We start from the raw sequence: 21,394 nt of genomic DNA on the forward strand, positions 1-21,394 counted from the left end.
CAAATAAGCTAGATAAAGCTGGCTAGTAGATTCCGTGAATACACAGGAAAAAGTAAATAACATTAAAACCCTGCTACCTCTGTATGGCTAAGGGTTGAGATTCGGGAGTAAACGGCGTAATAATCTGATTAGTGGTGTTTCAATTTTAATTTTAAAGGCTAGTATCTGGGTGCGTTGCAGGGAGTTGAAATTGTTATCACTGATGAGAATTAATGATTGCTGACCATCGGGTAGTTTAGGGCCCAGAGTTAAGCCTTCAATGTTGTCTAGCAGTACATCTAGGGTTCTCAAATCTAATAGAAGTTTTTTCTGAACTGGTTTAATATTCTTAGAGTCAACTGCTAAAAGACTATTTATTTGATGAATATCATCAGATCCTTTTAAGGAAACCTGAAACAGAGAAATAGCAAATCCTAAACCAGTAAAAGACCGTTCTAAACTTAGGAAGTGTCCTTGATTATCCAAAGCAAGTAAATCAGGTAATCCACTAGCGAATTTGCCAGTCACATTCAAAAAGGGGGAAACTGGTTCTGTTTGGTAAAGAAATTCCTTTTCTGGCTGGTTGTTGAGCAAGTTGTATTGTAAAATCCGACAAGGAGTACCGATGTTAGCTTTCGCTGCAACACCATCTTGAATTAGAGCATTTTCAGTGGCTGTGAATAGATGCTTTTTATCGGGTGTGATGGTAAGGCTTTCAAAAGCCAAATTGTTGCGGATACCTTGTTTACCACTTTTTTCGGGCAAAAATTTGTTTGGTATGGGAAGTGTAGTAATTTCTTTACCAGAAGATAATGAAAACTCTTTAATAAAAGGATTAATTAATTTTGCAGCATCACCTTCAGAAGAAATAAATACAGTTGCTTTATTAGTTAAGGCAATACCTTCTGTATCAGTTTCACCAGGGCGAAATGTTTGCCCATTTTCATTTAATAATGTGGTAACGCTGACAGGAACAACTTTACCCTTTTGTAGGGAACCCTTGTTTAAGTCAATTTTCAGAGTGTAGAAACGGGCAGCAGCTTTTTGCCCACGGTCATCAGAAATAGCATAATAGAGGTTGTTTTTGGGATTATATGTAATTCCAGATAAACCTCCAATTTCAGTTTTTTGTAAGGTTAAACCTTTTGCTAAAGTAGCTTCCCCGATAAACTCTATGTTACTTATTTCAATAGCATTGATGGGTAAAAAGTTGAATAAAATGATGATAATTATAATTGGAATAAAAAAGTAAATAATTCGTGGAAGTTTGAATATATTTTTAATTAGGTGCATACATTTTTGGTAGAAGTGGAAAAATTATAAATAAGATATCACGTTAAAACAAGCAGAGTTCACATCTGTACACTGCTACAAATAACATGTATTATAAGCAATTGAAAAGCTTTAAAAAATCCGAAATTACTTAAGCTAGGCGCAAACCATATTCATCCTGAAAAAAGTTTACCAGCCAGTTTTTCACTCTGAGAGTAGCGCGACAGTCATCTTCGTTGTAGCTTTGGATAATTTCTAGTAAGCTGCGATCGCCTGTTTCTAGCCACTGATCATACCAGTAAATACATTTAGCGCCACTAGCTTCTTTTTCCCGCCACTCGAATCCTAACCAACGTGCGATCGCTTTCAGGGCATAGCTTTCTATAGGCAATGCTACACTTTGGGTTAACTGTTCATATACATCCACAAATCGATTCAGTACAGGACGCACTAAGGAGGCAGGAGTGTTGTAAAGCCTTGCCAACCGTTTAACTGTATCAAACTCGTACACACAAAAATGATAAATTGGCGCTTCGGGATATTGCCAAACCAAATCCAAAAATTGCTGCCAAACTAATCCTTCGTCTTCTGGTTTATCTGCTAAAAACGAATAAAACTCTTCTGTATTGGCAAGTCTATCAACGACCAAAACCCCTAAAAGATAATTTAAATCTAAGTCTGGCTGTGCCTCAATATCAAAGTAAAGCTCTATGGGTGCTGTAAATGTAATATCTTTGATTGGTAGCGGGTAGGGTAAGATTAACGGTCGTTTTTCCAGTGAAGATTGAGCTTGCACTATGAGTTTGGGCGCAACTTCTCTGTCAAAACCAACTAGGTTTTCTAAGGCGCTGGGACTGGTGTTAGCCAGAGATTCTAGTGTGGTGATGGCTACGTCTTGCAGTTGAGTGTAGCGAAGAGGTGTTACACCTGGTAATAGTGAGAGATGTTTTTCAGATTGAGCGATCGCATAACATTGACTATACCAATGGCAAAGATTACATTTTTGCCGAGAAATAAACACCTCTGGCGGATTCGGTAATTCTAAAACTTGAATCAACTCTTCTAGAATCTGCTGCATCCGTGGTGTCCATTTGAGCAAATCCACAGGATAATTTCTCTCTTTGGTACGCAATATCAGCCAAGCTGTTTCTGGTGCCAAGTCTTGTATTGTTGCCAATACTTGGGCGTGAAATGCGGCAACAACTTGATATTCTTGTTTAGGGCGCTTACCCAGTTCAATATTAGCCGGAACATACATCCAATCTCCAAAGCAAGATTTTCCTGGTCGTTTGACGAGTAAATCTGGACGACTTAGCAGAGTGTATCCTTCAGAATAATTTTCTAACAATACTCCCTTATAGATATACTCAACACCACGCTGCATTAATTCTAGAGTAGCTGCCTCTGCCGCTTCCCAGTTTCCATAAGAATAATCTGCTTGGTGATAAGTTACCTTTGCCAAAGCACTCAGCTGATGAGCGATTTTATCTTGTTGTAGTTTCTGTAGCAACTCATTAGGAGCATCACGCTGACTTTTGTCACCGTGGATATCTAGAAAAGTGCGACGTTTACAGCGTTGGTATTGCAGTAGGAGTTCAGCATTAATTAGCATTCTTTTAAGTTAACAAGAATTAGTACAGTCTGGGAGTACCTCAGACAACTAATGATGGAGTGGGAGAATGGAGGAGATGAGGAGGATCAGGGAGATGAGTAAAAAATAACTAACGATCAATGACTTTTGACTAATCCAAAATCTACAATCTAAAATCTAAAATTGGTATGACCAGTACTTCTGCCACACAAACCAGGTTGCATAGCCATCGAGAGCAATTTCCGGCTTTAGGGAATAAGACTTATTTCAATTATGGGGGACAAGGGCCGATGCCCCAAAGGGCAATGGATGCGATCGCCCAAACTCAAGCTTATGTTCAGCAAATAGGCCCTTTTGGTAATGAGGCGTATCGCTGGATAGCGCCCCAGACTCAAGCCGCAAGAGAAGCGATCGCTTCAGAGTTACATGCACCAAGCGAAACAATTACTCTGACGCAGAATGTCACTGTTGGCTGTAATATCGCTATGTGGGGCATTGAATGGCGGGCTGGCGACCATATACTGCTTTCAGACTGCGAACATCCAGGGGTAATTGCCACGACACAGGAAATATCACGGAGATTTGCTGTAGAAGTTACTACCTGTCCTCTTAAGGCGACTTTAAATGAGGGCGACCCCGTAAAAATTATTGCCCAGCACTTGCGCTCTAATACCCGTCTTGTAATCTTAAGTCATGTTTTCTGGAATACTGGTCAAGTTTTGCCTCTTGATAAAATTGCCGAAGTATGCAGAAATAATCATTCTTTTTTACTGATAGATGCTGCCCAATCTGCTGGTTTGTTGCCTTTAAACTTGACTGAATTGGGAGTAGATTTTTATGCTTTCACTGGTCACAAATGGTTATGTGGCCCTGCGGGTGCAGGTGGGTTGTATGTCCGACCAGAAGCGCGAGAAAGCCTGAAACCTACATTTATTGGTTTGAATGGCATTGTTGTGGATAGTCAATCTCAACCTGTGGATTGGCTTCCTGATGGGCGACGATATGAAGTGTCTACATTAGCTTATCCGTTGTATGTTGGATTACGAGAGGCGATCGCAATCCATCAGCAATGGGGAACCTCACAGGAACGTTACGAGCAAATTTGCCAAAACAGTGATTACCTATGGCGGCGCTTAGTGGCGTTACCTGATGTCAAGTGTCTGCGAACTTCCCCACCCGAAAGCGGTATCGTCTCGTTTCAACTTGAAAATAATCAGCCCCAGCCTCATCTCAAGTTGGTGCAATTTTTAGACTCACAAAAAATATTAACTCGGACAATTGCCGATCCTAGCTGTATACGAGTTACTGTTCATTACTTTACTTTAGAATCGGAAATAGACCAATTGATTGAGGCGATTCAAAGTTTTAGCAAAATTAATTAAAAGTTAGGAATTACGCCTGATGTGAATTAAAAACCCCTCTTGTCCCGTAAGGGTTTTGAGAATTATTCAAAATCATAGTTTTGGAATTATCAACGAAATTACAAGAGTTTCAACACTTAATTCACATTAAAGGTGAATTATAATTTTCATCCCTAGCTCTGCCAATTTTAGATTTTGGATTGAAGTAAAAATCTAAAATCTAAAATCTAAAATCCAAAATTGAATGACTCCTAACTTGAAAATGGAACGCCCAATCTTATACTTAGCCATAACTAACCACGGCTTTGGTCATGCTACCCGCATTGCTTCTGTAGCTGCGACAATTCAAAAATTATGTCCAGAAGTTCTGCTAATTTTGGTAACTACAGCCCCGCGTTGGTTGCTAGAGTGCTATATAGAAGGTGATTTTATCTATCGTCCCCGTGCATTTGATTTGGGTGTAGTGCAAACCGATAGTTTGACAATGGATAAAATAGCAACTTTAGAAAAGTTGCTAGATATTAAAAAGCATCAAAATTCGCTCATTGCCTCAGAAGTGAATTTTATCCGCCAAAATCGCGTTAATCTCATTTTGGCAGACATTCCTTTCCTTACTCCTGGATTTGCCAAAGGTGCAAATATTCCCTGCTGGATGATGAGTAACTTTGGTTGGGACTTTATCTACCGAGATTGGGGAGGCGAATTTAGCGCAGTTGCAGATTGGATTAGTGATTGGTACTCAAAATGCGATCGCTTGTTTCGTCTCCCCTTTCACGAACCAATGCAAGCTTTTAACAATATCACAGATATCGGTTTAACAGGCGGTTCTCCCCGTCACTCTGCTGATGATTTACGTTCTTTTTGGGGAATAACTGCACCAGTAGAAAAAACTATTTTGTTAACCTTTGGCGGCTTGGGTTTACAGCAAATTCCCTACGATAACTTGCGGCGATTCCCAGATTGGCAATTTATCGTCTTTGATCAATCTGCCCCTGATTTACCTAATTTAGTTCAAATTGATGACCGCAAATACCGCCCTGTAGATTTTATGTCTATTTGTGGACGAGTCGTCTCTAAACCTGGTTACAGTACTTTTGCTGAAGCTACACTATTAGGAGTACCTATTATTACTATCCCTCGTGAAAACTTTGCCGAAGCAACTTTTCTAATAGAAGGCATAACAAATTATAACCAGCATCAAATCATTACTCCGTCTGAGTTTTTTCAAGGGACTTGGGATTTTCTGCATGAGTTACCCCAATTACCAAAGCAATTTGAACCAATTGCTTTGGATGGTAATGAAGCGATCGCTCATGCTGTAATTAATTATTTCGACTCCAATAAAGTTTTTCAAAACAACATAAATTAATAGTGCAACAATGACAATATCAGCAGATTCAATCGCTAATTAGCTCTTACCAACATCAATAACAGTGTTCTAAATGACTCACTACCAAAAACTACTAAAAATTTCCACCACTGGTAAATCTTTTTACAATATCACTGCAAAAATTGAAGCCACCGTTGCAGAATCGGGAGTTGAAACTGGTCTTTGTACTCTATTTTTACGCCACACTTCAGCCAGTTTAGTCATCCAAGAAAATGCCGATCCCGATGTTCTTGTGGATTTAGCTAACTTTATGGCAAAGCTCGTGCCAGAATCAGGTAAATACATTCACGATGCAGAAGGCCCCGATGATATGCCGGCACACATTCGTACCGCACTCACCCACACTTCTGAACATATCCCCATTAATCGTGGTCATTTGGTATTAGGAACTTGGCAAGGAATTTATATTTGGGAACACCGCCAACGCAGTCATTTAAGAGAATTGGTTATCCATATTTCTGGATAGCTGATTCTCAAATTTTATTTAAGGTGGACTTCTATAGAGTTTAAATACTCTAGTTATACCGCTTACCCTTTGGCTATAATCTCATAAACTCGCGGTGATATACATGAAATAAATTTCGCCGCGTTCGCCCTTGGCGTTGGCGAAGCCATCGCTTTGTCATGAAAATTAATTAAGATACACGCTAAATAATTCGTGTAAATTTGTAAATTAAAAAGTAAAGTTTATTTATGATTATTTAAAAACCTACTTATTTCGATATAAACTAATATTTAATGTAAGCTGTCTGGGCTATTTCAATTACTATGAAGCAAGAATTGACACCAACTCATACTTTCCAATTTATTGATGAAATCCTTGCCCAACAGTCTATTAATTTATTATCACTTAATCCTAAAAAAACATTAATTACCAGTTTTGCAGAATTGGGAAATTTAATTACTAAAGAAAACACCGAAATTCAATTCCTCATAAACCTTCAGGAAACTATCGAATCTATAGTCCGTACTCAATTACAAAACTTTCCAGAAAATATATTCTGGGATTTTGATTTTATGGTTAGCAGTATACTAAGGCAGGCTTTTATAGCAGATGAAGGTGCTGTTCCTTTTTTAAAGCTTTTTGGTGAAAAGATGGTTTTACTGACGGAGATGTTCGGAAACAAAAGCGAAATCCGCTTTCGTTATGTTCACGATTTTATGTATGGGTTTGAGTGGGCAAGGTGGGTACAAAAAGAGCCACAAAAACGCGCACACATAGAGCCTTTTAGTCCAGTTTTTTTGGATTATTTGCTTGTCAAAGGCAAAGAACTTTTACAACGGATCAATCATGGTCAAGTTACAGCTTATAAACTATGTGATACAGGCTACCGTAATCCCTTCACCTTTTCTCGTGAACCAGAAGATGAATATCGTCTGTTAACTTGTCTTGCCCAAGAAGAACTTATCCCAGTCGCAATGTGGAACTGGAATGCCAACCCGGTTTGGAACAAACCTTTCCAAGAAATGCGCCAGCAATTAGCATTAAAATTAAATATTCAACCACAGAAACACTGATTAGCAATTAAAATTAAAAATTGCTGAAGAAAATAGTTATGAAAATTGCTGACTTAATTACTTGGTTTGAAGCATGGGCAAATCCCGCTTGGTGTGAAAGTTGGGATAATTGCGGCTGGCAGATTGAACCAGGAGTGTTGCAAGAAAAAGCACGGGTTTTGGTATGTTTGACACCGACTTTGGCAGTAATGCAGGAAGCGATCGCTCTGAATGCTAATCTAATATTTGCCCATCATCCCTTGATTTTTACTCCTCCCAAATCTTTACGCACTGGTGAAGCGATCGCAGAAATGGTACGGTTATCCTTTACCCACAATATTGGTATTTACAGCGCCCATACGAATTTCGATCAAGTACAGGATGGTACTGCTGACGTTTTAGCTCAAATTTTAGAACTCAAAGAAGTTACTCCCATAGTACCGACACAAGGAGGATTAGGATATGGTCGTGTTGGTTTGCTAGAGCCGTTTCTAACATTACAAGAGTTACTTGTAGCCATTCAAACCCGACTTGCTCCCCCTAATTTGATTTTTTCCCCAACTACTGATTTACAGCAAACAATTTCACGAGTTGCTGTTTTAGGTGGTTCGGGGGCCAGTTATATTTCAGCCGTCGCCAAAACTGGTGCCCAAGCTTATCTGACTTCTGACTGTAAGTTTCATCAGTTTCAAGAAAGCCGCGATTGCAATCTCATTTTAATCGATGCCGGACATTACGCTACAGAACGTCCAGCTTGCGATCGCTTGGCGCAAAAATTCCAGTCCTTAAATTTAGACTGGGTGCAATTAAGCCAAAAGGATGAAGATTTCCGCCAGTTTTTTGCTTGATTGCTTATGTTTCACTAAAATTTCCCTATCTTTTAATCTTGTCGAGTTGTACGCCATCTCAGTACTGGCGCTCATTTTTTTTGTAACTATTATCTGCGTACACAAGTAGATAGATGCACCCAGACATCATAGTGTAACCTATTGATGTGATCTAAATCACTAACTAAGTGTAATGATAATCACATCATATTCATGTTCCATATCAATTAATATCAAAGCTAAATGTTCCACACTTGACATAACAATTTGTTTACTCTGTCCTAACCAAGATGATTCGCACACTCGTTGAATCTGCTTTCCAAACTGGATATCTTAGTGTTGAATCTGAGGGATTACTCCATCAAGTGCTTGTCACTAAATGTTGGAAGGAAGAGGATTTGTCAGCCCTTGCAGCCCTATACGATGCAGTTCGAGCAGGTAAAGTTAAACGAGAAGCCTCCTCATCGAACGTGCTTATGGAATTTCCGCTACCATATAAATCTTGCTGATACTTCAAAATAAGCGGGGGATGATTTTCTCATGTTTCCCCTTATCCCCCCTACTCCGTTGCCTTTTAATTAGCTATCATCAGGCAAAAACCTGCAAAAATCAAAACTATTTAGGTGTTATTGTTGAAAACCATCAAGGTCAGCAAGAGAATGAGTTAAGATCATATACACATGGGTAAAAGTAAAATCAAGTCCCCGGACTTCCCAGCAATGCCAATGATTAAAAGTAGGCAAGTTAAACAACCGCAATCAACGATTGGTTTTGAGTATTCTTTATTACATAATAGTAACAAGGACTCACCAGCAAATATGAGCCTGGTTAGGACAGGTTCCGAATTGTTTGACTTCCATGAAGCAGACATTGAGTAAAGTGAGCCGGAGGGAGATTAAGTTCATTGCTGCAAGCATTGATTTCTGACCCCAAATTTCCCAATATTTGACAACTACATGCAAGTCTTGGGATTGGGTGATGAAGCATACTTGTTCTGAACAGTGAAATTAACCTCTTAAAGGTGTAATGTAATTGGGTAGAACCCAGATTTTGACAGGTTTAACTACGTTGTTTAAAAAGGCAGAAACAGTACATGCTACACCGCAAGATTTATCAACTCTGTTGCGATGGGCGCGAGGTATGTGTTTTCTTGCGGGACCAGCAACGCTGGATTGAACGCGCCCGCATCATCGACATAGAGGGAGATTTAGTGACTCTACGCTATGAAACAGAAGAAGAGGACGAAGTTTGTTCTTGGGAAGAAATGGTTCGCCTCGAGAGCATTGGTGCTGTAACGCAAAAACTGGCTTCAGTACCACGCGGTAATGTGGAACCTTTGATGACTGAAGATTGTCCCGAAGCCGAACGCATCCACAACCGTTACACTGACTCGAATCCAGAATAATTCAGTCATTAGTTAATAGTCATTAGTCATTAGTCATTAGTGAGCCAGTGCGGTGAGTTAGCCCCCGTCTTGGCGGTTTCCGTCGATAGCGTAGCGTTAGCGAGTCATCGAGCGTCTGGGGGACTGCCGAACCCGAAGGGTCTTGGGGGTTTCCCCTATGAGCGACCGGCGTTAGTGCAGCGTTAGCGAGTCATCGAGCGTCGGCACGAGCGTCACCCGTAAGGGTCATTAGTCATTAATTAAAAATGACCAAAGGCATCGGATTAATGACTATTGGCTATCATTCAAACCTTCAAAAGCAGGACAGTAACCTTCTAAAGTTACCTTAAAGTTATACAACGGGGAAGCTGGATTCCAACATCGCTGCCCCCTTTGGTGTCGGCAAGTACCGCAACAGTCTACATCTGTCCATGTATAGCGATCGCTATTTTGGTTGAGCAATTCTCGTTGAGACAATCCTCTCAATACTAGTTCTTCGCCTTGCCAACGAGCTTCGATTAAACCAGTATCAGCAAATTGCCGCCAACGAGGATCAGTCGTAATCACATCGGCTAAGGTGATTGTGATTACTGTTCCCAACTCTGTCAGTTCACCTTCGTAATTAGTTTCTGGTGCTGCGGGTTGTAAAAATGTATCACCGATAGGCAATTCTACTAAAATGTCAGCCGCCGGGGAATGGACATGGTAGCGGTTTTGCAACTCCTCTAAGCTAGTCAGATCTGCCAAGTAGGCAGGTGAACCGTGAACAAAAATGACGTGCTGGGGTCGCAAATTATGAATTAGCTGCGTAGTACCAGGGCCATCACTATGTTGGGCCAGCAGATAAGTTTCAACAGTGGTGGGTGCTAAATATTCTTTATTAACTTTTATATCAATTTTTTCTGGTAACAGGATTAGCCAAGGCCCAGTGTCTAGTTGGCAGTGCTTACCCAAATCATCTGTAGAGTCGGTGAGGACAATACAAGGTGATTTCCCCACAGTGGGACGATGTTCTGCTTGTAAACGACGCACGCGCGGACGCACCCGTTCATCCCAAAATAAGGGTTGATGGCGGGCGAAGTTCTGTACAGATGGGGGAAGGTGGGGTAAAAGTTCTAGATAAGCATCACAACCAGTAGCCACAGCACCATCTACCCAGATATCTATATCTCGTCCGGTGAAGTGGTGGTGAGAGCGTAAAAGCATTAATAATTCTTGACCCAATCCTAAAGCCGGAGTGGGAAGGATCACAGAACAATGGTCAGCGATCGCCCGATTAATTCGTTCTGCTAGTTGATTTTCTTGGTTGCGGCGGTGAGGATGACGGGATGTGCCATAACTACCTTCAATAATTAGCACATCCAAGTCTAATCCTCGCAGTTCCTCTAAACGTAAACCTTCTACCAACCGAGAGTTTGACAGGAAAAAATCTCCTGTGTACAGTAGCTTATAAGTACGCTGCTTAGTGGTGTAGGTAAGGAGAATTGCCACAGCCCCCGGTAGATGCCCGGAGGGAAATAATTCTGCCACCAAACCATCTTGGAATTCCACAGGCGATCGCAACGGCAAGGCATGACAAAATTCGGAAATTTTCTCAGGATCTTGATCTAGCCAATTCAAAGGCAGTAACTTGCTGGTTACTTCGCTACCATAAATAGGTAATTTTGGAAAAGCTTTATGAAGTGCCAGTAAGCCTCTGGAGTGATCTGGGTGAGCATGACTAATCAAAACGAAATCTGCTGGTGGAAGCGAACCAGTTCCACGTACCGACTTAGTAAGCCCCTTCGCCAGCGATGAAATATCCTCTAAACCACAATCCAATAGGATGCGGTGTGGGCCCATCTTCACCAATAAACACACGCCCTCATCGTAATGCTGGACACTATAGGGGAAACATTCTAATTCAGTACCCCCTTCCGCAGCATCTACGCGAGAGGATGCTGATAGATTATCCCTCATGCTCTCCTCCCCTCAAACCTTATCATCATGGACATATCCCAAAAGCCAAAAATTACACAAATTTTGGTTTTGTGACTTAGGGGTAAGTTTTATCGCGCGCCCCTACACCCTGAGAATACAGATTTTTGATTGGGGAGGACGCCTCTACTGAACCCGCAATGGTTCAGAAAGGTGGACTAACCAGAAGCCATAGTATTACTAGCTCAAAAATGCCTCTTGTTTATTTTCCCTTTGGAAGCTCTGAACGTTCTTAACCAACTCACCCTATGGGAAGTCGCCCAAGCGTTTACAGATTTATCTCAATGGGCAGAGCCATTGCCATGATAGTTATCCGAATCATAAAATCCATTTTTCGTACCAAAAAATAAGCACGAAAGCGTAAAGATAACTGTCAATCCAGCTAGAATCAGCTTTACATCCATTTTTTTGCTGCCCCTTACTTAAAGACTTTCCTATATTAATTTAGTGCTTTCGCAATCAAACGTAATCACTAGAAAATCTTTACTATGCTTATATGGATTGGGCAATAGGTAAATTTACCGCAATCAGTCAGATTGTAGAACTTTTCGGTTCACCTGTCTATTTATCTAGATGTAAACCAATATGACACCATGAGCAAGCCTCTACAACCTCTAAAAATTCTCAGTAGTTAAGATTGGCCCATTTTTAAAATAAGCTTTTGAGGCTTTTTAGATACAAGCGTTTAATAATTTACTAAACTTTACCAAAAACCTTCTCTTCATCCAAAAATAGTCTCAACGCCAAAACCAAGCCATGACCTTAATATTAAAAACAGGAACAATTATTTCCCAACCCCTCAATAAAAATACCTGTGTTGTATGACTATTGAACGACTTCCCCAAAAACACTATCCCAAGGCTGAAATTGGGCGGCGAGGTATGGCATTGGGGCTTGATTTCCTTGGTGTCTGGTTAGTCAGTTCCCTACTGGGGGGCAGCGATATCGGGGTTCAATTTCTGCAAATCCTAGTTTTTGTGGTATTTTGGCTGATTTTGCGAGTGCTGGTGGTATACAACAATCAAGGGCAAAGTTTAGGGCGTTGGGCGTTCGATTTAAAGGTATTGGAAGTTGAAGATGGAGAAGTAGTGGGCAGAATTCCAGATTTGCTCTCACTAGTGAAGCGAGAGGCGATCGTTGGCTTGGGTGCCCTTTTAGTATCAATTGCCCTCAGCAATATTAGAGCCAATCCCACTGCTATACTGCTAGTACTTCCCCTAGCAATTGATTGCGGGACTGCCTTCTCTGATACCCAGATGCGGCAGGCTTTACACGATCGCTATTGTGGAACTTTCATAGTTTCGTCGCGTCGTGGCTATTCGCTCGACATAAAAATCAAAAGATTAGTTGAAAATATGCGGCGGAATGTGAGAAGATAGTCATTTGTGTTAATTCTCTTCAGGCTTCACTGTTTGTAAGATTATGGCTAAGAGTAAAGGTGCCCGCATTATTATCACACTAGAGTGTACTGAGTGCCGGACAAATTCAGATAAGCGTTCTGCTGGTGTTTCACGTTATACCAGCACTAAGAATCGCCGCAACACCACTAACAGGCTAGAACTGAAAAAGTTCTGCACCCACTGCAACAAACATACCGTTCACAAGGAAATTAAGTAGAGATGAGTTATTTCCGTCGTCGCCTTTCTCCAATCAAGCCAGGAGAACCAATCGATTATAAAGATGTTGATTTACTGCGTAAGTTTGTCACCGAGCGGGGTAAAATATTGCCACGTCGGATTACTGGGCTTACATCTCAGCAACAGCGAGAGTTGACATTAGCAATTAAGCGATCGCGGATTGTGGCTTTGTTGCCATTTATCAATGCGGAAGGCTAAAAAGAGGAGAGACGCGATCAATCGCGTCTGTACAGGAGAGACGTGATTAATTGCGTCTGTACAGGAGTTAAGAATCAAAACTCCTAACTCCTAACTCCTAACTTAAAACTATTTAAACTGTTCACCAAATTAAAGTGCGAGAGTTGTGGAGAAGGGGACGCTAGTTGAATTTAGGGTTCAAGGCGATCGCCGTCTGGGCATCGTAGAACGTCCAGACGGTAAAACCCGCTGGTTTGTGGTAGACGAACGTGGTCAATCCCACAGCCTCGCGCCTAGACAAATAACTTATACAGTTACCGGACAGACGTACAAGCCCTCAGAGATTGCCAATTTTCTGGAGCAGATCAAGCCTTATTTAGACCCATCTAGCTTAGAAGTAGCTTGGGAACTACTGGTTGAAGATGGGGAAATAGTCACCCCTGACCAAATGGCAAATTTGCTATTTTCTGACTCAACTGCCCCTCCTTGTTACGCCGCCTATTGCTTGTTGTCAGACGACAAACTTTATTTCAAGCAAAAAGGAGACGCTTACGAGCCGCGAACTGCTGCTCAAGTGGCAGAACGCAAGCACCAGATGGAAGTAGAGGCGTTAAAAGCCAAGGGACAGCAGGAATTTTTAACTCGTGTAGAGCAGGCGCTCAAAGGTGAAGCAGTAGAGTGGGGGCGTCACGATCGCCAACGCTTAGAAGGGCTAGAAAAATATGCCGCGTTGCTTGCTGACACCGTGCGGACGGGAGTCAATTATGATTCCTTGGCTCGCGCTTATCCGCCAAGCGCTCCAGTATTAGAAACTATGACCATGCTGGGACGGCCCACAACACCCCAAGGAGCCTTTCAGCTGTTAGTGGATTTAGGTTGCTGGAGTCCTTATGAAAACTTGTTCCTGCGTCGTTCTTCAATTCCGATCCAATTTCCTAATAAGGTATTAGAAGTGGCGCAACAGCGTTTGGATTTCCCGCCGATTGACTCAGATACAAACCGCCTTGATCTGACTCACCTGAAGGTCTACACCATTGATGATGAAACTACCACAGAGATCGACGATGGTCTGAGTTGGGAAGTACTCCCCGATGGCCGGGAGCGCCTGTGGGTGCATATTGCCGATCCGACACGATGGTTAGTACCGGAAGATGAATTAGATTTAGAAGCTAGAAAGCGGGGTAGTACAGTCTATTTACCTACGGGGATGATTCCCATGTTCCCAGAGGTATTAGCGACTGGGCCGATGAGTCTGATCCAGGGACGAGTTTGTTGCGCCCTCAGTTTCGGGATTATTTTAGATACAACTGGGGGAGTAGAAGATTACAGCATTCATACCAGTTCGATTAAGCCGACTTATCGCCTCACCTACGAAGATGTAGATGAAATGCTGCAATTACGCGTACAGGCAGAACCGGAAATTGCTGCGATCGCCACTTGGGCGCAAAAGCGCAAAGCTTGGCGTTACGCTCAAGGGGCAATTAGCATCACCATGCCGGAAGCGATGATCAAAGTCAAAGATGATGAGATCAATATTGATATTTTGGACGATTCTCCATCGCGGCAAGTAGTGGCAGAAATGATGATTGTTGCCGGTGAAGTTGCGGCACGTTATGGTAAAGCTCACAACATACCTTTGCCCTTTCGCGGTCAGCCGCAACCAGAATTACCCCCAGAAGAAGAGTTGCTGCTACTTCCCGCCGGATTCGTTCGCGCTTGCGCTATGCGTCGTTGTATGCCCAAGAGCGAAATGAGCATTACGCCTCTGCGCCATGCTGGTTTGGGTTTGGATACTTACACCCAAGCAACCTCTCCCATTCGTCGTTACAGTGACTTGCTTACCCACTTCCAACTTAAAGCCCATTTGCGGGGTGAAGTTTTACCATTTTCCGCAGATCAACTTAAAGAAGTGATGATGACTGTTACTAGCATTACCCAAGAGGTAACGATGGTGGAACGGCAAACTAATAGATATTATGCTCTAGAGTATTTACGCCGTCATCCAGAAGAAACTTGGGAGGTAACAGTGTTAATGTGGCTGCGAGAAGACAGCAACTTGGCTCTAATTTTGTTAGAAGATTTGGGCTTGCAGTTACCAATGGTTTTCAAACGTTCTGTGAAGTTAGGCGAACAGATATTGGTGAAAGTCAGCCACGCCGATCCGCAAAAAGATATGATCCAGTTTCAAGAAATAGTTTATCAAGAAGCCCAAACAGCAGCAAATTAATTCGTAATTCGTAATTGAATACAAATTAGGGCTACGGTGTATACACAAGTCTTGCAGCAGGCATATCTTTAATAAATGGATATTAATGGATCTCGCGCTAAGTTTCTATCTCACCTTGGAATTCATTCCCAGATGAGATAGCTACTACACAAGAGTATTTCACCAAATAATTACGAATGATTTTGGTCTTGCTCCAATTGCTATCGGTTAGGATATAGAGTAAATGGAATGAGGTCTAAGGGATTTTCCCCATCTCTTCACACTGTGCTTTTGCCATCACAGCCTGAATATAATCATTTTTACTATTGGTATAAGCCTCGCAATTGCTCCGAAAAGTTGCTGCTCTTCCAGGACATGGTTGAATACTTCAATAATTTTTGAATTATCCTAGAGTTTAGCTTTTTCTTGTTCAAAGATGTAGCGGTCGTTTTGTTGACAGATAGTAGATTACTTCGAGACCGATGGATACTACCACCATGAAGATTAAAACCCAGACAGTTGGTGGATCTGTTTGCAAAGCAAACCAAATTAACATTCCTAGTGCCACCAAACATATTCCAGCACCTAGAAGTGAAATCCACTGCTTGCTTTTTGTATAACGATGCATACGAGCATTTGCTAAATTAACCGCAGCAAAGATCAACAGAAACCCAGCACTACCCATCGTTGAGATCCGATTTATATCACAGAAATTGGCGATAATCAGAGTAATACCACTAGTAATAAATAAGCCCATTGAAGATTGGTCAGGGCCATTTATTTGGCTGCCAAAGTCAAACCCCCTAGATTGAGCAATAACAGAGCTAAAACGAGATGAGCCGTACAGTGTTGCGTTACTAGCCGAGAGAGTTGAGAAAAGAGCAGCAATAGTAATCAAAACAGATCCCAATTGCCCCATAATTGGTTTGGCAACTTCAGCCAAAGTATAGTCTCTTGCTGCCAAAATCTGTTCTATTGGTTCTGCTCCTAATGTGACCAGTGCGATCAAAACGTAAAGCAAAATAACGAACCCGATTACAGAGTAATAAACTCGTGGCAAAGTGTACTTGGGATTGACAAGATCCTCTGCTGCATTGGCGATCAGCTCAAAGCCTTCATAAGACAAGAAAATCACCATTGCTCCTGCAAAAATTGACTGTAGGGACGACGCTGAAGCTGGTTCAATACGGGAAATATCGATGTGACTGCTCCCCATAGTAATGAACAGTATCAAAATTAAGAGTTTGAAGCTTACAATCCAGATTTGAGATTTTCCAATATAATTGGCAGTTAGTAAATTTAGTCCAGTTGTCCCTAAAATTGCCAAGCTAATCAGTGAGTGCTTCCAAATAGGGTGAGTAGATTCTGTGAACAGGCTAACTCCATAACTACCAAAAGCCTGCAAGTAAAAGGAAAGCATGACTATGTAGCTAAACCATAGTAGAAGATTCAGTGTCCCACTAAACAACCCTCGACCAAAAGCCTGATTTAAGAAAGTTACTGTCCCGCCTCGACATGGATGAGCTACCGAAAGTTTGGCATAAGCATAAGTAGTTATCAAAGCTATTATCCCTGCTATAACAAATGCTAGTGGTGCGCCTACACCAGCTATTTGGATTGCAACTCCCATCGCTGGAAAAAGCCCACCGACAATACCTCCTACACCCAATGCCCACACAGACCAAAAACCTATTTTTTTGTTTGACACCTGTAACCTCGACTAAATGGTTGTGCCCCTTTTATCCTTAAAACATATGAGATTGCTACAGATAATAAGAGTACGATTGCGTTTATAGGGTATATCACTAACTTTATAAGAGTTCGATGAACTTGTTACAGAATATTAAGTCGCACATTGCGTTAGTTGGTTAAATCCTTTATTTAATTTCCATTCCAGCAATTTTATTAGTATAATAATGGATCGTGTCGAATTAAAGCTAAACAATGCCTAAACTAAAGACTCGTAAAGCTGCGGCAAAGCGATTCCGTGCCACCGGCACCGGTAAAATCGTCCGTCGTAAAGCGTTCAAAAGCCACCTTTTAGAGCACAAATCTTCTGACAAAAAGCGTAGTATGCGTCAGAGTGCGCTTGTACATGAACGCGACGAACTTAACGTGCGTTTGATGCTCCCATATTTGTAAGTATTTTAGGAAATAAGTTATGACTCGGGTAAAACGCGGTAATGTAGCTCGGAAGCGCCGCAATAAAATTCTCAAACTAGCTAAAGGTTTTCGCGGTTCTCACTCAACTCTGTTTAGAACTGCCAACCAACAAGTAATGAAGGCGCTACGGAGTGCCTACCGCGATCGCAAAAAGAAAAAGCGCGATTTTCGTCGCCTCTGGATCACCCGCATCAACGCTGCTGCAAGGCAACACGGCTTAAGTTACAGCCAGTTGATCGGTAACTTGAAAAAAGCTGATATCCAACTAAATCGCAAGATGTTGGCACAATTAGCAGTCCTCGATCCAGCTAGCTTTGGTAAAGTTGCTGAACTCGCAAATCAAGCTAAAGGATAAAGGTGGCAAGGGATGTATAACAGATGTAACAAATGGGAAATGATTACTCGGTTACATCTGGTATTATCCGCCACTATTTTTTGGATATCTTGCTTTTCTATAGTGGGGATGGGATTTACTGCCTTTGCTGCCGAAATGCCAGAAATTCAGCAACGAGGCTATCTAACTGTTGCCGTTAAAGATAACTTGCGTCCGTTGGGATTTAGAGATGCTAACGGTAATTTGCAAGGCTTAGAAATTGATTTGGCACAGCGATTGGCACTTGACTTGGTAGGTAAAGCCGAGGCTGTGAAATTGAAACCCGTAGCGAATCGCGATCGCTTGGCTGTAGTCTTAGACAAGAAAGTTGATTTTGCGATCGCTAGGGTAACAGCAACTGAATCTCGCAGCCGCATAGTTAGTTTCAGTGTTCCCTACTATTTGGATAGCACTGTATTAGTTACAAAAAATGCCTCTGTACAGAAATTGAGTGATTTTGCAAAACAAAAAATTGCTGTACTGAATAACTCCAGCACCATTGCTCAAGTGCGTTACTTTGTATCAAACGCCGAGTTAGTAGGAGTGAATTCATATCAAGAAGCGCGAGATAAAATAGAAACTAATGCAGCCTTTGCCTTTGCCGCAGATGCTAGCGTTCTGAGTGGTTGGGTGCAACAATATCCCCAATATCGGTTACTGCCAATTAAGCTATCTACTGAACCCTTGTCTGTAGTCATGCCCAAGGGATTGCAGTACGATAAGTTAAGACGAAATGTGAATCAAGCGATCGCTCGTTACTTAGCAGAAGGCTGGCTCCAGCAACGTGTTCAATATTGGGGTTTACCGTAAGTTAGGAGTTAGGAGTTAGAAGTGAAGAATTATCTCCCTCATCCCCAATAGGCTGATAATAGATTATAGAAGTAACTTTTAATATTTGTATTTGCAGCAATGGATAACAGTCTAGCCGTTGTTTATCTCTCAGTTTTGGTAGGTATACTCACAATTGCAGGCGTGAGTGTTTTTCGCCAGATTTTCAAAACTCGCAAGATTGAAGGCTCCTTTGCAAGATTGCGAAAGAAGTTAGAGAAAGAAAAGGGTACGACTCAAGAATATTATGAGTTAGCCAGTATTTATTCAGAAAAGAAAATATATTCCCAAGCGATACAGCTGTTTCAAAAAGCTATTAAAGCTGCCCAAGAAGAGGGAGAAGAAAATATCGCTCCCATTTACAACGGGCTGGGTTATGTTTATTTTATCCAAGAGCAATATGACCTAGCAATTCGTCAGTATAAAGAAGCCCTAAAAGCTAAACCAGACTACGTAACAGGGTTGAATAATCTCGGTCACGCTTATGAGAAGAAAAAGTTAACGGCTCAGGCGTTACAAAGTTACGAAGAAGCACTAAAATTGGCTCCAAATAACCCTATTGCTAAACGCCGCGCTGAATCTTTACGTCGTTTGGTTTCTGCGTAAATTGGGCATTGGGCATTGTTATTTCTCCCTACTGCCCAACTATTAACAAATTAATTTGGCTTTAGCCTCTTAATTTATCGGTTTTCATGCTTAGGCTTGGAAATAGATAACTATAAGTCTTTTTTAAAAAAGTAAAAGATGATTAAGCGACTAAAGCGTTTTTTATGGCTAGTTATTGCCATGATTGTCGCCATTTCTATATCACTCGGATTAATGGGAAGATTGACTGCTCAACAGCCTTCGATTTCCCATCCTCTCACTTCACTAACAGAGGCAGAAATTAGTACAGCCGTTTCGGTGATCAAAAAAGAAAAAACTTTGAGTGAAATGGCAGTTTTTCCACTGATCGCTTTACAAGAACCAGATAAAGAAGAAGTTCTGAAATTTACACCTGGTAAAGCTTTTGGGCGAAAAGCTTTTTTGGTAATCTATGAGCGATCGCAAAATAAAACCTATGAAGGAATTGTTAATCTAACAAGCAAAACCTTAAGTTCTTGGAAAGAAATATCCTCTGTTCAACCTGCGATCGTCAATCCAGAATATGAACTCGCTACTCAGGTAGTTAAAGCCGATTCCCGATGGCAAAAAGCGATGCAAAGGCGAGGAATTACCGATTTTGATCAAGTCACAATTAGTTGTTGGGCACCAGGAATCTTAAGTAAACAGGAAGAGGTAGCAGGTAATCGTCTGTGTCGAGCTTTATCTTATTACAAAGGCAAAAGCTGGAACTATTACGGTAGTCCCATTGAAGGAGTCTTAGTAACGGTAAATTTGAACGCAGGTAAAATTGTTAGTTTCGTTGACAAGGGAAACGTACCTTTCTCTAAAGAAAACTGGAACTATGATGTAAAGTCTTTAGGCAATTTACTTTCAGCACCTAAAGCATTAAAGATTCTGCAACCAAATGGTGCAAGTTTCCGAATTAATAACAATGAAATTAGCTGGCAAGGTTGGAAGTTTCGCTATTTAATGCATCCTCGTAGTGGATTGGTGCTGTACCAAGTAACACACGACGACGGGGAAAATGTCAGACCAGTTTTATACCGCGCTAGCCTATCAGAGATGGTAGTTCCTTACGGCGATCCAAATCCCACTTGGTCGTTTAGGAATGCATTTGATGTTGGAGAATACAACTTTGGTTTGCTAGCAAATACGATGGAGTTAGGTAAAGAAATTCCTGAAAATGGTCTTTTACTGGATGCTGTATTTGCTAATGAGCAAGGAGAACCTTATAAGATACCAGGAGTTATCGGTATCTATGAACGCGATCGCGGAATGCTGTGGAAACACTATGACTACAGTACTCAGCGTAATGATGTCCGTCGGAATCGAGAATTAGTGATGTCGATGACTGCGGCCGTAGACAACTATGATTACAGCATTAATTGGATATTTCACCAGGATGGGACTTTGGAAATCCAAAATGAACTAACAGGTATCGTACTGGTACAAGGAACGGCTGCCCAAAAGCAATCTGAGGATGATTCCTATGGTCGGCTAATTGCTAAGAATATCTTCGGAGTAAATCACCAGCACTTTTTCAACTATCGCCTAGATTTCGATGTCGATGGACAGGCTAATTCTGTGATGGAAATGAATGTAAAAGCTTTGCCGATGGATGAGAAGAATCCTTTAGGAAATGCGATCGCAGTTACAGAAACTCCACTCACAAAAGAAACGGCAGCTGTCCGCGATTTGGATATGAAAAGCAGTCGGGAATGGATGATTGTGAGTGCAGATAAGAAAAATACGCTAGGGGTTGCACCTGGATATATGCTGATGCCTGGTGGAAACTCCATATTTTTCCCTGTGGAAGGCTCAAACATCCGTCAAAAGGCAGAATTTGCGAGTCACCACGTCTGGGTAACAAAATATAAACCTGCTGAACTCTATGCTGGCGGTGATTATCCCAACCAGACTCAACCAGGACAGGGTTTACCTAAATATATTGCAGACGATGAATCTTTGACGGGTAAAGATATAGTGTTGTGGTACACAATGGGCGTAACTCATGTGCCGCGATCAGAAGATTGGCCTGTAATGCCTGTTCACCAAGTTGGCTTTAAGCTAATGCCTAGAGGATTCTTTAGCCGTAATCCAGCAATTAATTTACCAGAGTAAAATAT

At 41.5% G+C, this 21,394-nt stretch carries 20 protein-coding genes; 16 read left to right on the top strand and 4 right to left on the bottom strand.

What is annotated here, in order from left to right:
- Positions 1 to 87 precede the first annotated feature (87 nt).
- Together RMZ43_RS27290 and RMZ43_RS27295 are read right to left on the bottom strand one after the other, a co-directional pair.
- Complete coding sequence (locus RMZ43_RS27290; protein ID WP_322654296.1) at positions 88 to 1,272, bottom strand: esterase-like activity of phytase family protein; 1,185 nt, start codon at positions 1,270 to 1,272, stop codon at positions 88 to 90.
- A gap of 130 nt (positions 1,273 to 1,402) precedes the next feature.
- Positions 1,403 to 2,863: a TM0106 family RecB-like putative nuclease gene (locus RMZ43_RS27295; protein WP_322654295.1), complete on the bottom strand. Its 1,461-nt coding sequence runs from the start codon at positions 2,861 to 2,863 to the stop codon at positions 1,403 to 1,405.
- A gap of 167 nt (positions 2,864 to 3,030) precedes the next feature.
- On the opposite strand from RMZ43_RS27295, the gene RMZ43_RS27300 reads away from it, so the two are divergent.
- The 7 genes from RMZ43_RS27300 to RMZ43_RS27330 all read left to right on the top strand — a co-directional run bounded on the left by RMZ43_RS27300 (position 3,031) and on the right by RMZ43_RS27330 (position 9,322).
- On the top strand, positions 3,031 to 4,224 hold the full coding sequence (locus RMZ43_RS27300) for an aminotransferase class V-fold PLP-dependent enzyme (RefSeq protein ID WP_322654294.1): 1,194 nt from the start codon (positions 3,031 to 3,033) through the stop codon (positions 4,222 to 4,224).
- Between the two features lie 241 nt (positions 4,225 to 4,465).
- Positions 4,466 to 5,572, top strand: a complete 1,107-nt coding sequence (locus tag RMZ43_RS27305) for a glycosyl transferase (protein WP_322654293.1) — start codon at positions 4,466 to 4,468, stop codon at positions 5,570 to 5,572.
- Positions 5,573 to 5,645: 73 nt separating this feature from the next.
- Positions 5,646 to 6,059 (top strand): secondary thiamine-phosphate synthase enzyme YjbQ, encoded by a 414-nt coding sequence (locus tag RMZ43_RS27310; protein ID WP_322648712.1) that lies wholly within the window; start codon positions 5,646 to 5,648, stop codon positions 6,057 to 6,059.
- Between the two features lie 302 nt (positions 6,060 to 6,361).
- Positions 6,362 to 7,111: a hypothetical protein gene (locus RMZ43_RS27315; RefSeq protein ID WP_322648711.1), complete on the top strand. Its 750-nt coding sequence runs from the start codon at positions 6,362 to 6,364 to the stop codon at positions 7,109 to 7,111.
- Between the two features lie 38 nt (positions 7,112 to 7,149).
- Positions 7,150 to 7,938, top strand: a complete 789-nt coding sequence (locus RMZ43_RS27320; RefSeq protein WP_322654292.1) for a Nif3-like dinuclear metal center hexameric protein — start codon at positions 7,150 to 7,152, stop codon at positions 7,936 to 7,938.
- 269 nt (positions 7,939 to 8,207) lie between these two features.
- Entirely contained in the window at positions 8,208 to 8,426 is a 219-nt protein-coding gene (locus tag RMZ43_RS27325) for a hypothetical protein (protein ID WP_322648709.1), read from the top strand.
- Between the two features lie 584 nt (positions 8,427 to 9,010).
- Positions 9,011 to 9,322 (top strand): DUF6679 family protein, encoded by a 312-nt coding sequence (locus tag RMZ43_RS27330; RefSeq protein ID WP_012408115.1) that lies wholly within the window; start codon positions 9,011 to 9,013, stop codon positions 9,320 to 9,322.
- Between the two features lie 270 nt (positions 9,323 to 9,592).
- Here the strand turns inward: RMZ43_RS27330 and RMZ43_RS27335 are convergent, their stop codons facing one another.
- Complete coding sequence (locus RMZ43_RS27335) at positions 9,593 to 11,260, bottom strand: MBL fold metallo-hydrolase (protein ID WP_322648707.1); 1,668 nt, start codon at positions 11,258 to 11,260, stop codon at positions 9,593 to 9,595.
- A gap of 839 nt (positions 11,261 to 12,099) precedes the next feature.
- Between RMZ43_RS27335 and RMZ43_RS27340 the strand changes: the two genes are divergently transcribed.
- The 4 genes from RMZ43_RS27340 to RMZ43_RS27355 all read left to right on the top strand — a co-directional run bounded on the left by RMZ43_RS27340 (position 12,100) and on the right by RMZ43_RS27355 (position 15,319).
- Positions 12,100 to 12,657 carry an RDD family protein gene (locus tag RMZ43_RS27340; RefSeq protein ID WP_322654291.1) on the top strand — a complete coding sequence of 186 codons (558 nt, stop codon included), beginning with the start codon at positions 12,100 to 12,102 and terminating at the stop codon, positions 12,655 to 12,657.
- 43 nt (positions 12,658 to 12,700) lie between these two features.
- Positions 12,701 to 12,895: a 50S ribosomal protein L33 gene (gene rpmG, locus RMZ43_RS27345; protein ID WP_012411241.1), complete on the top strand. Its 195-nt coding sequence runs from the start codon at positions 12,701 to 12,703 to the stop codon at positions 12,893 to 12,895.
- A 2-nt stretch (positions 12,896 to 12,897) separates the two neighbouring features.
- Positions 12,898 to 13,113, top strand: a complete 216-nt coding sequence (rpsR, locus tag RMZ43_RS27350; RefSeq protein ID WP_012411240.1) for a 30S ribosomal protein S18 — start codon at positions 12,898 to 12,900, stop codon at positions 13,111 to 13,113.
- Between the two features lie 145 nt (positions 13,114 to 13,258).
- On the top strand, positions 13,259 to 15,319 hold the full coding sequence (locus tag RMZ43_RS27355) for a ribonuclease catalytic domain-containing protein (protein ID WP_322654290.1): 2,061 nt from the start codon (positions 13,259 to 13,261) through the stop codon (positions 15,317 to 15,319).
- A 409-nt stretch (positions 15,320 to 15,728) separates the two neighbouring features.
- Here RMZ43_RS27355 and RMZ43_RS27360 read toward each other — a convergent pair whose 3' ends face one another.
- Positions 15,729 to 17,006 carry an APC family permease gene (locus RMZ43_RS27360; RefSeq protein ID WP_322648704.1) on the bottom strand — a complete coding sequence of 426 codons (1,278 nt, stop codon included), beginning with the start codon at positions 17,004 to 17,006 and terminating at the stop codon, positions 15,729 to 15,731.
- 236 nt (positions 17,007 to 17,242) lie between these two features.
- On the opposite strand from RMZ43_RS27360, the gene rpmI reads away from it, so the two are divergent.
- The 5 genes from rpmI (at position 17,243) to RMZ43_RS27385 (ending at position 21,389) form a co-directional block, all read left to right on the top strand.
- Positions 17,243 to 17,440 carry a 50S ribosomal protein L35 gene (rpmI, locus tag RMZ43_RS27365; RefSeq protein WP_109007939.1) on the top strand — a complete coding sequence of 66 codons (198 nt, stop codon included), beginning with the start codon at positions 17,243 to 17,245 and terminating at the stop codon, positions 17,438 to 17,440.
- A gap of 19 nt (positions 17,441 to 17,459) precedes the next feature.
- The gene (rplT, locus tag RMZ43_RS27370) at positions 17,460 to 17,816 is read left to right on the top strand and encodes a 50S ribosomal protein L20 (RefSeq protein ID WP_229453438.1); all 357 of its coding nucleotides are present in this window, start codon (positions 17,460 to 17,462) and stop codon (positions 17,814 to 17,816) included.
- Positions 17,817 to 17,828: 12 nt separating this feature from the next.
- The gene (locus tag RMZ43_RS27375) at positions 17,829 to 18,644 is read left to right on the top strand and encodes a transporter substrate-binding domain-containing protein (protein WP_322654289.1); all 816 of its coding nucleotides are present in this window, start codon (positions 17,829 to 17,831) and stop codon (positions 18,642 to 18,644) included.
- Between the two features lie 99 nt (positions 18,645 to 18,743).
- Positions 18,744 to 19,268, top strand: coding sequence for a tetratricopeptide repeat protein (locus tag RMZ43_RS27380; RefSeq protein ID WP_322648702.1), 525 nt, complete (start codon positions 18,744 to 18,746; stop codon positions 19,266 to 19,268).
- 138 nt (positions 19,269 to 19,406) lie between these two features.
- Positions 19,407 to 21,389, top strand: coding sequence for a primary-amine oxidase (locus RMZ43_RS27385; protein WP_322654288.1), 1,983 nt, complete (start codon positions 19,407 to 19,409; stop codon positions 21,387 to 21,389).
- Positions 21,390 to 21,394 lie beyond the last annotated feature (5 nt).

This window comes from Nostoc sp. CmiVER01 (genome assembly GCF_034531135.2).
Lineage (GTDB): Bacteria > Cyanobacteriota > Cyanobacteriia > Cyanobacteriales > Nostocaceae > Nostoc.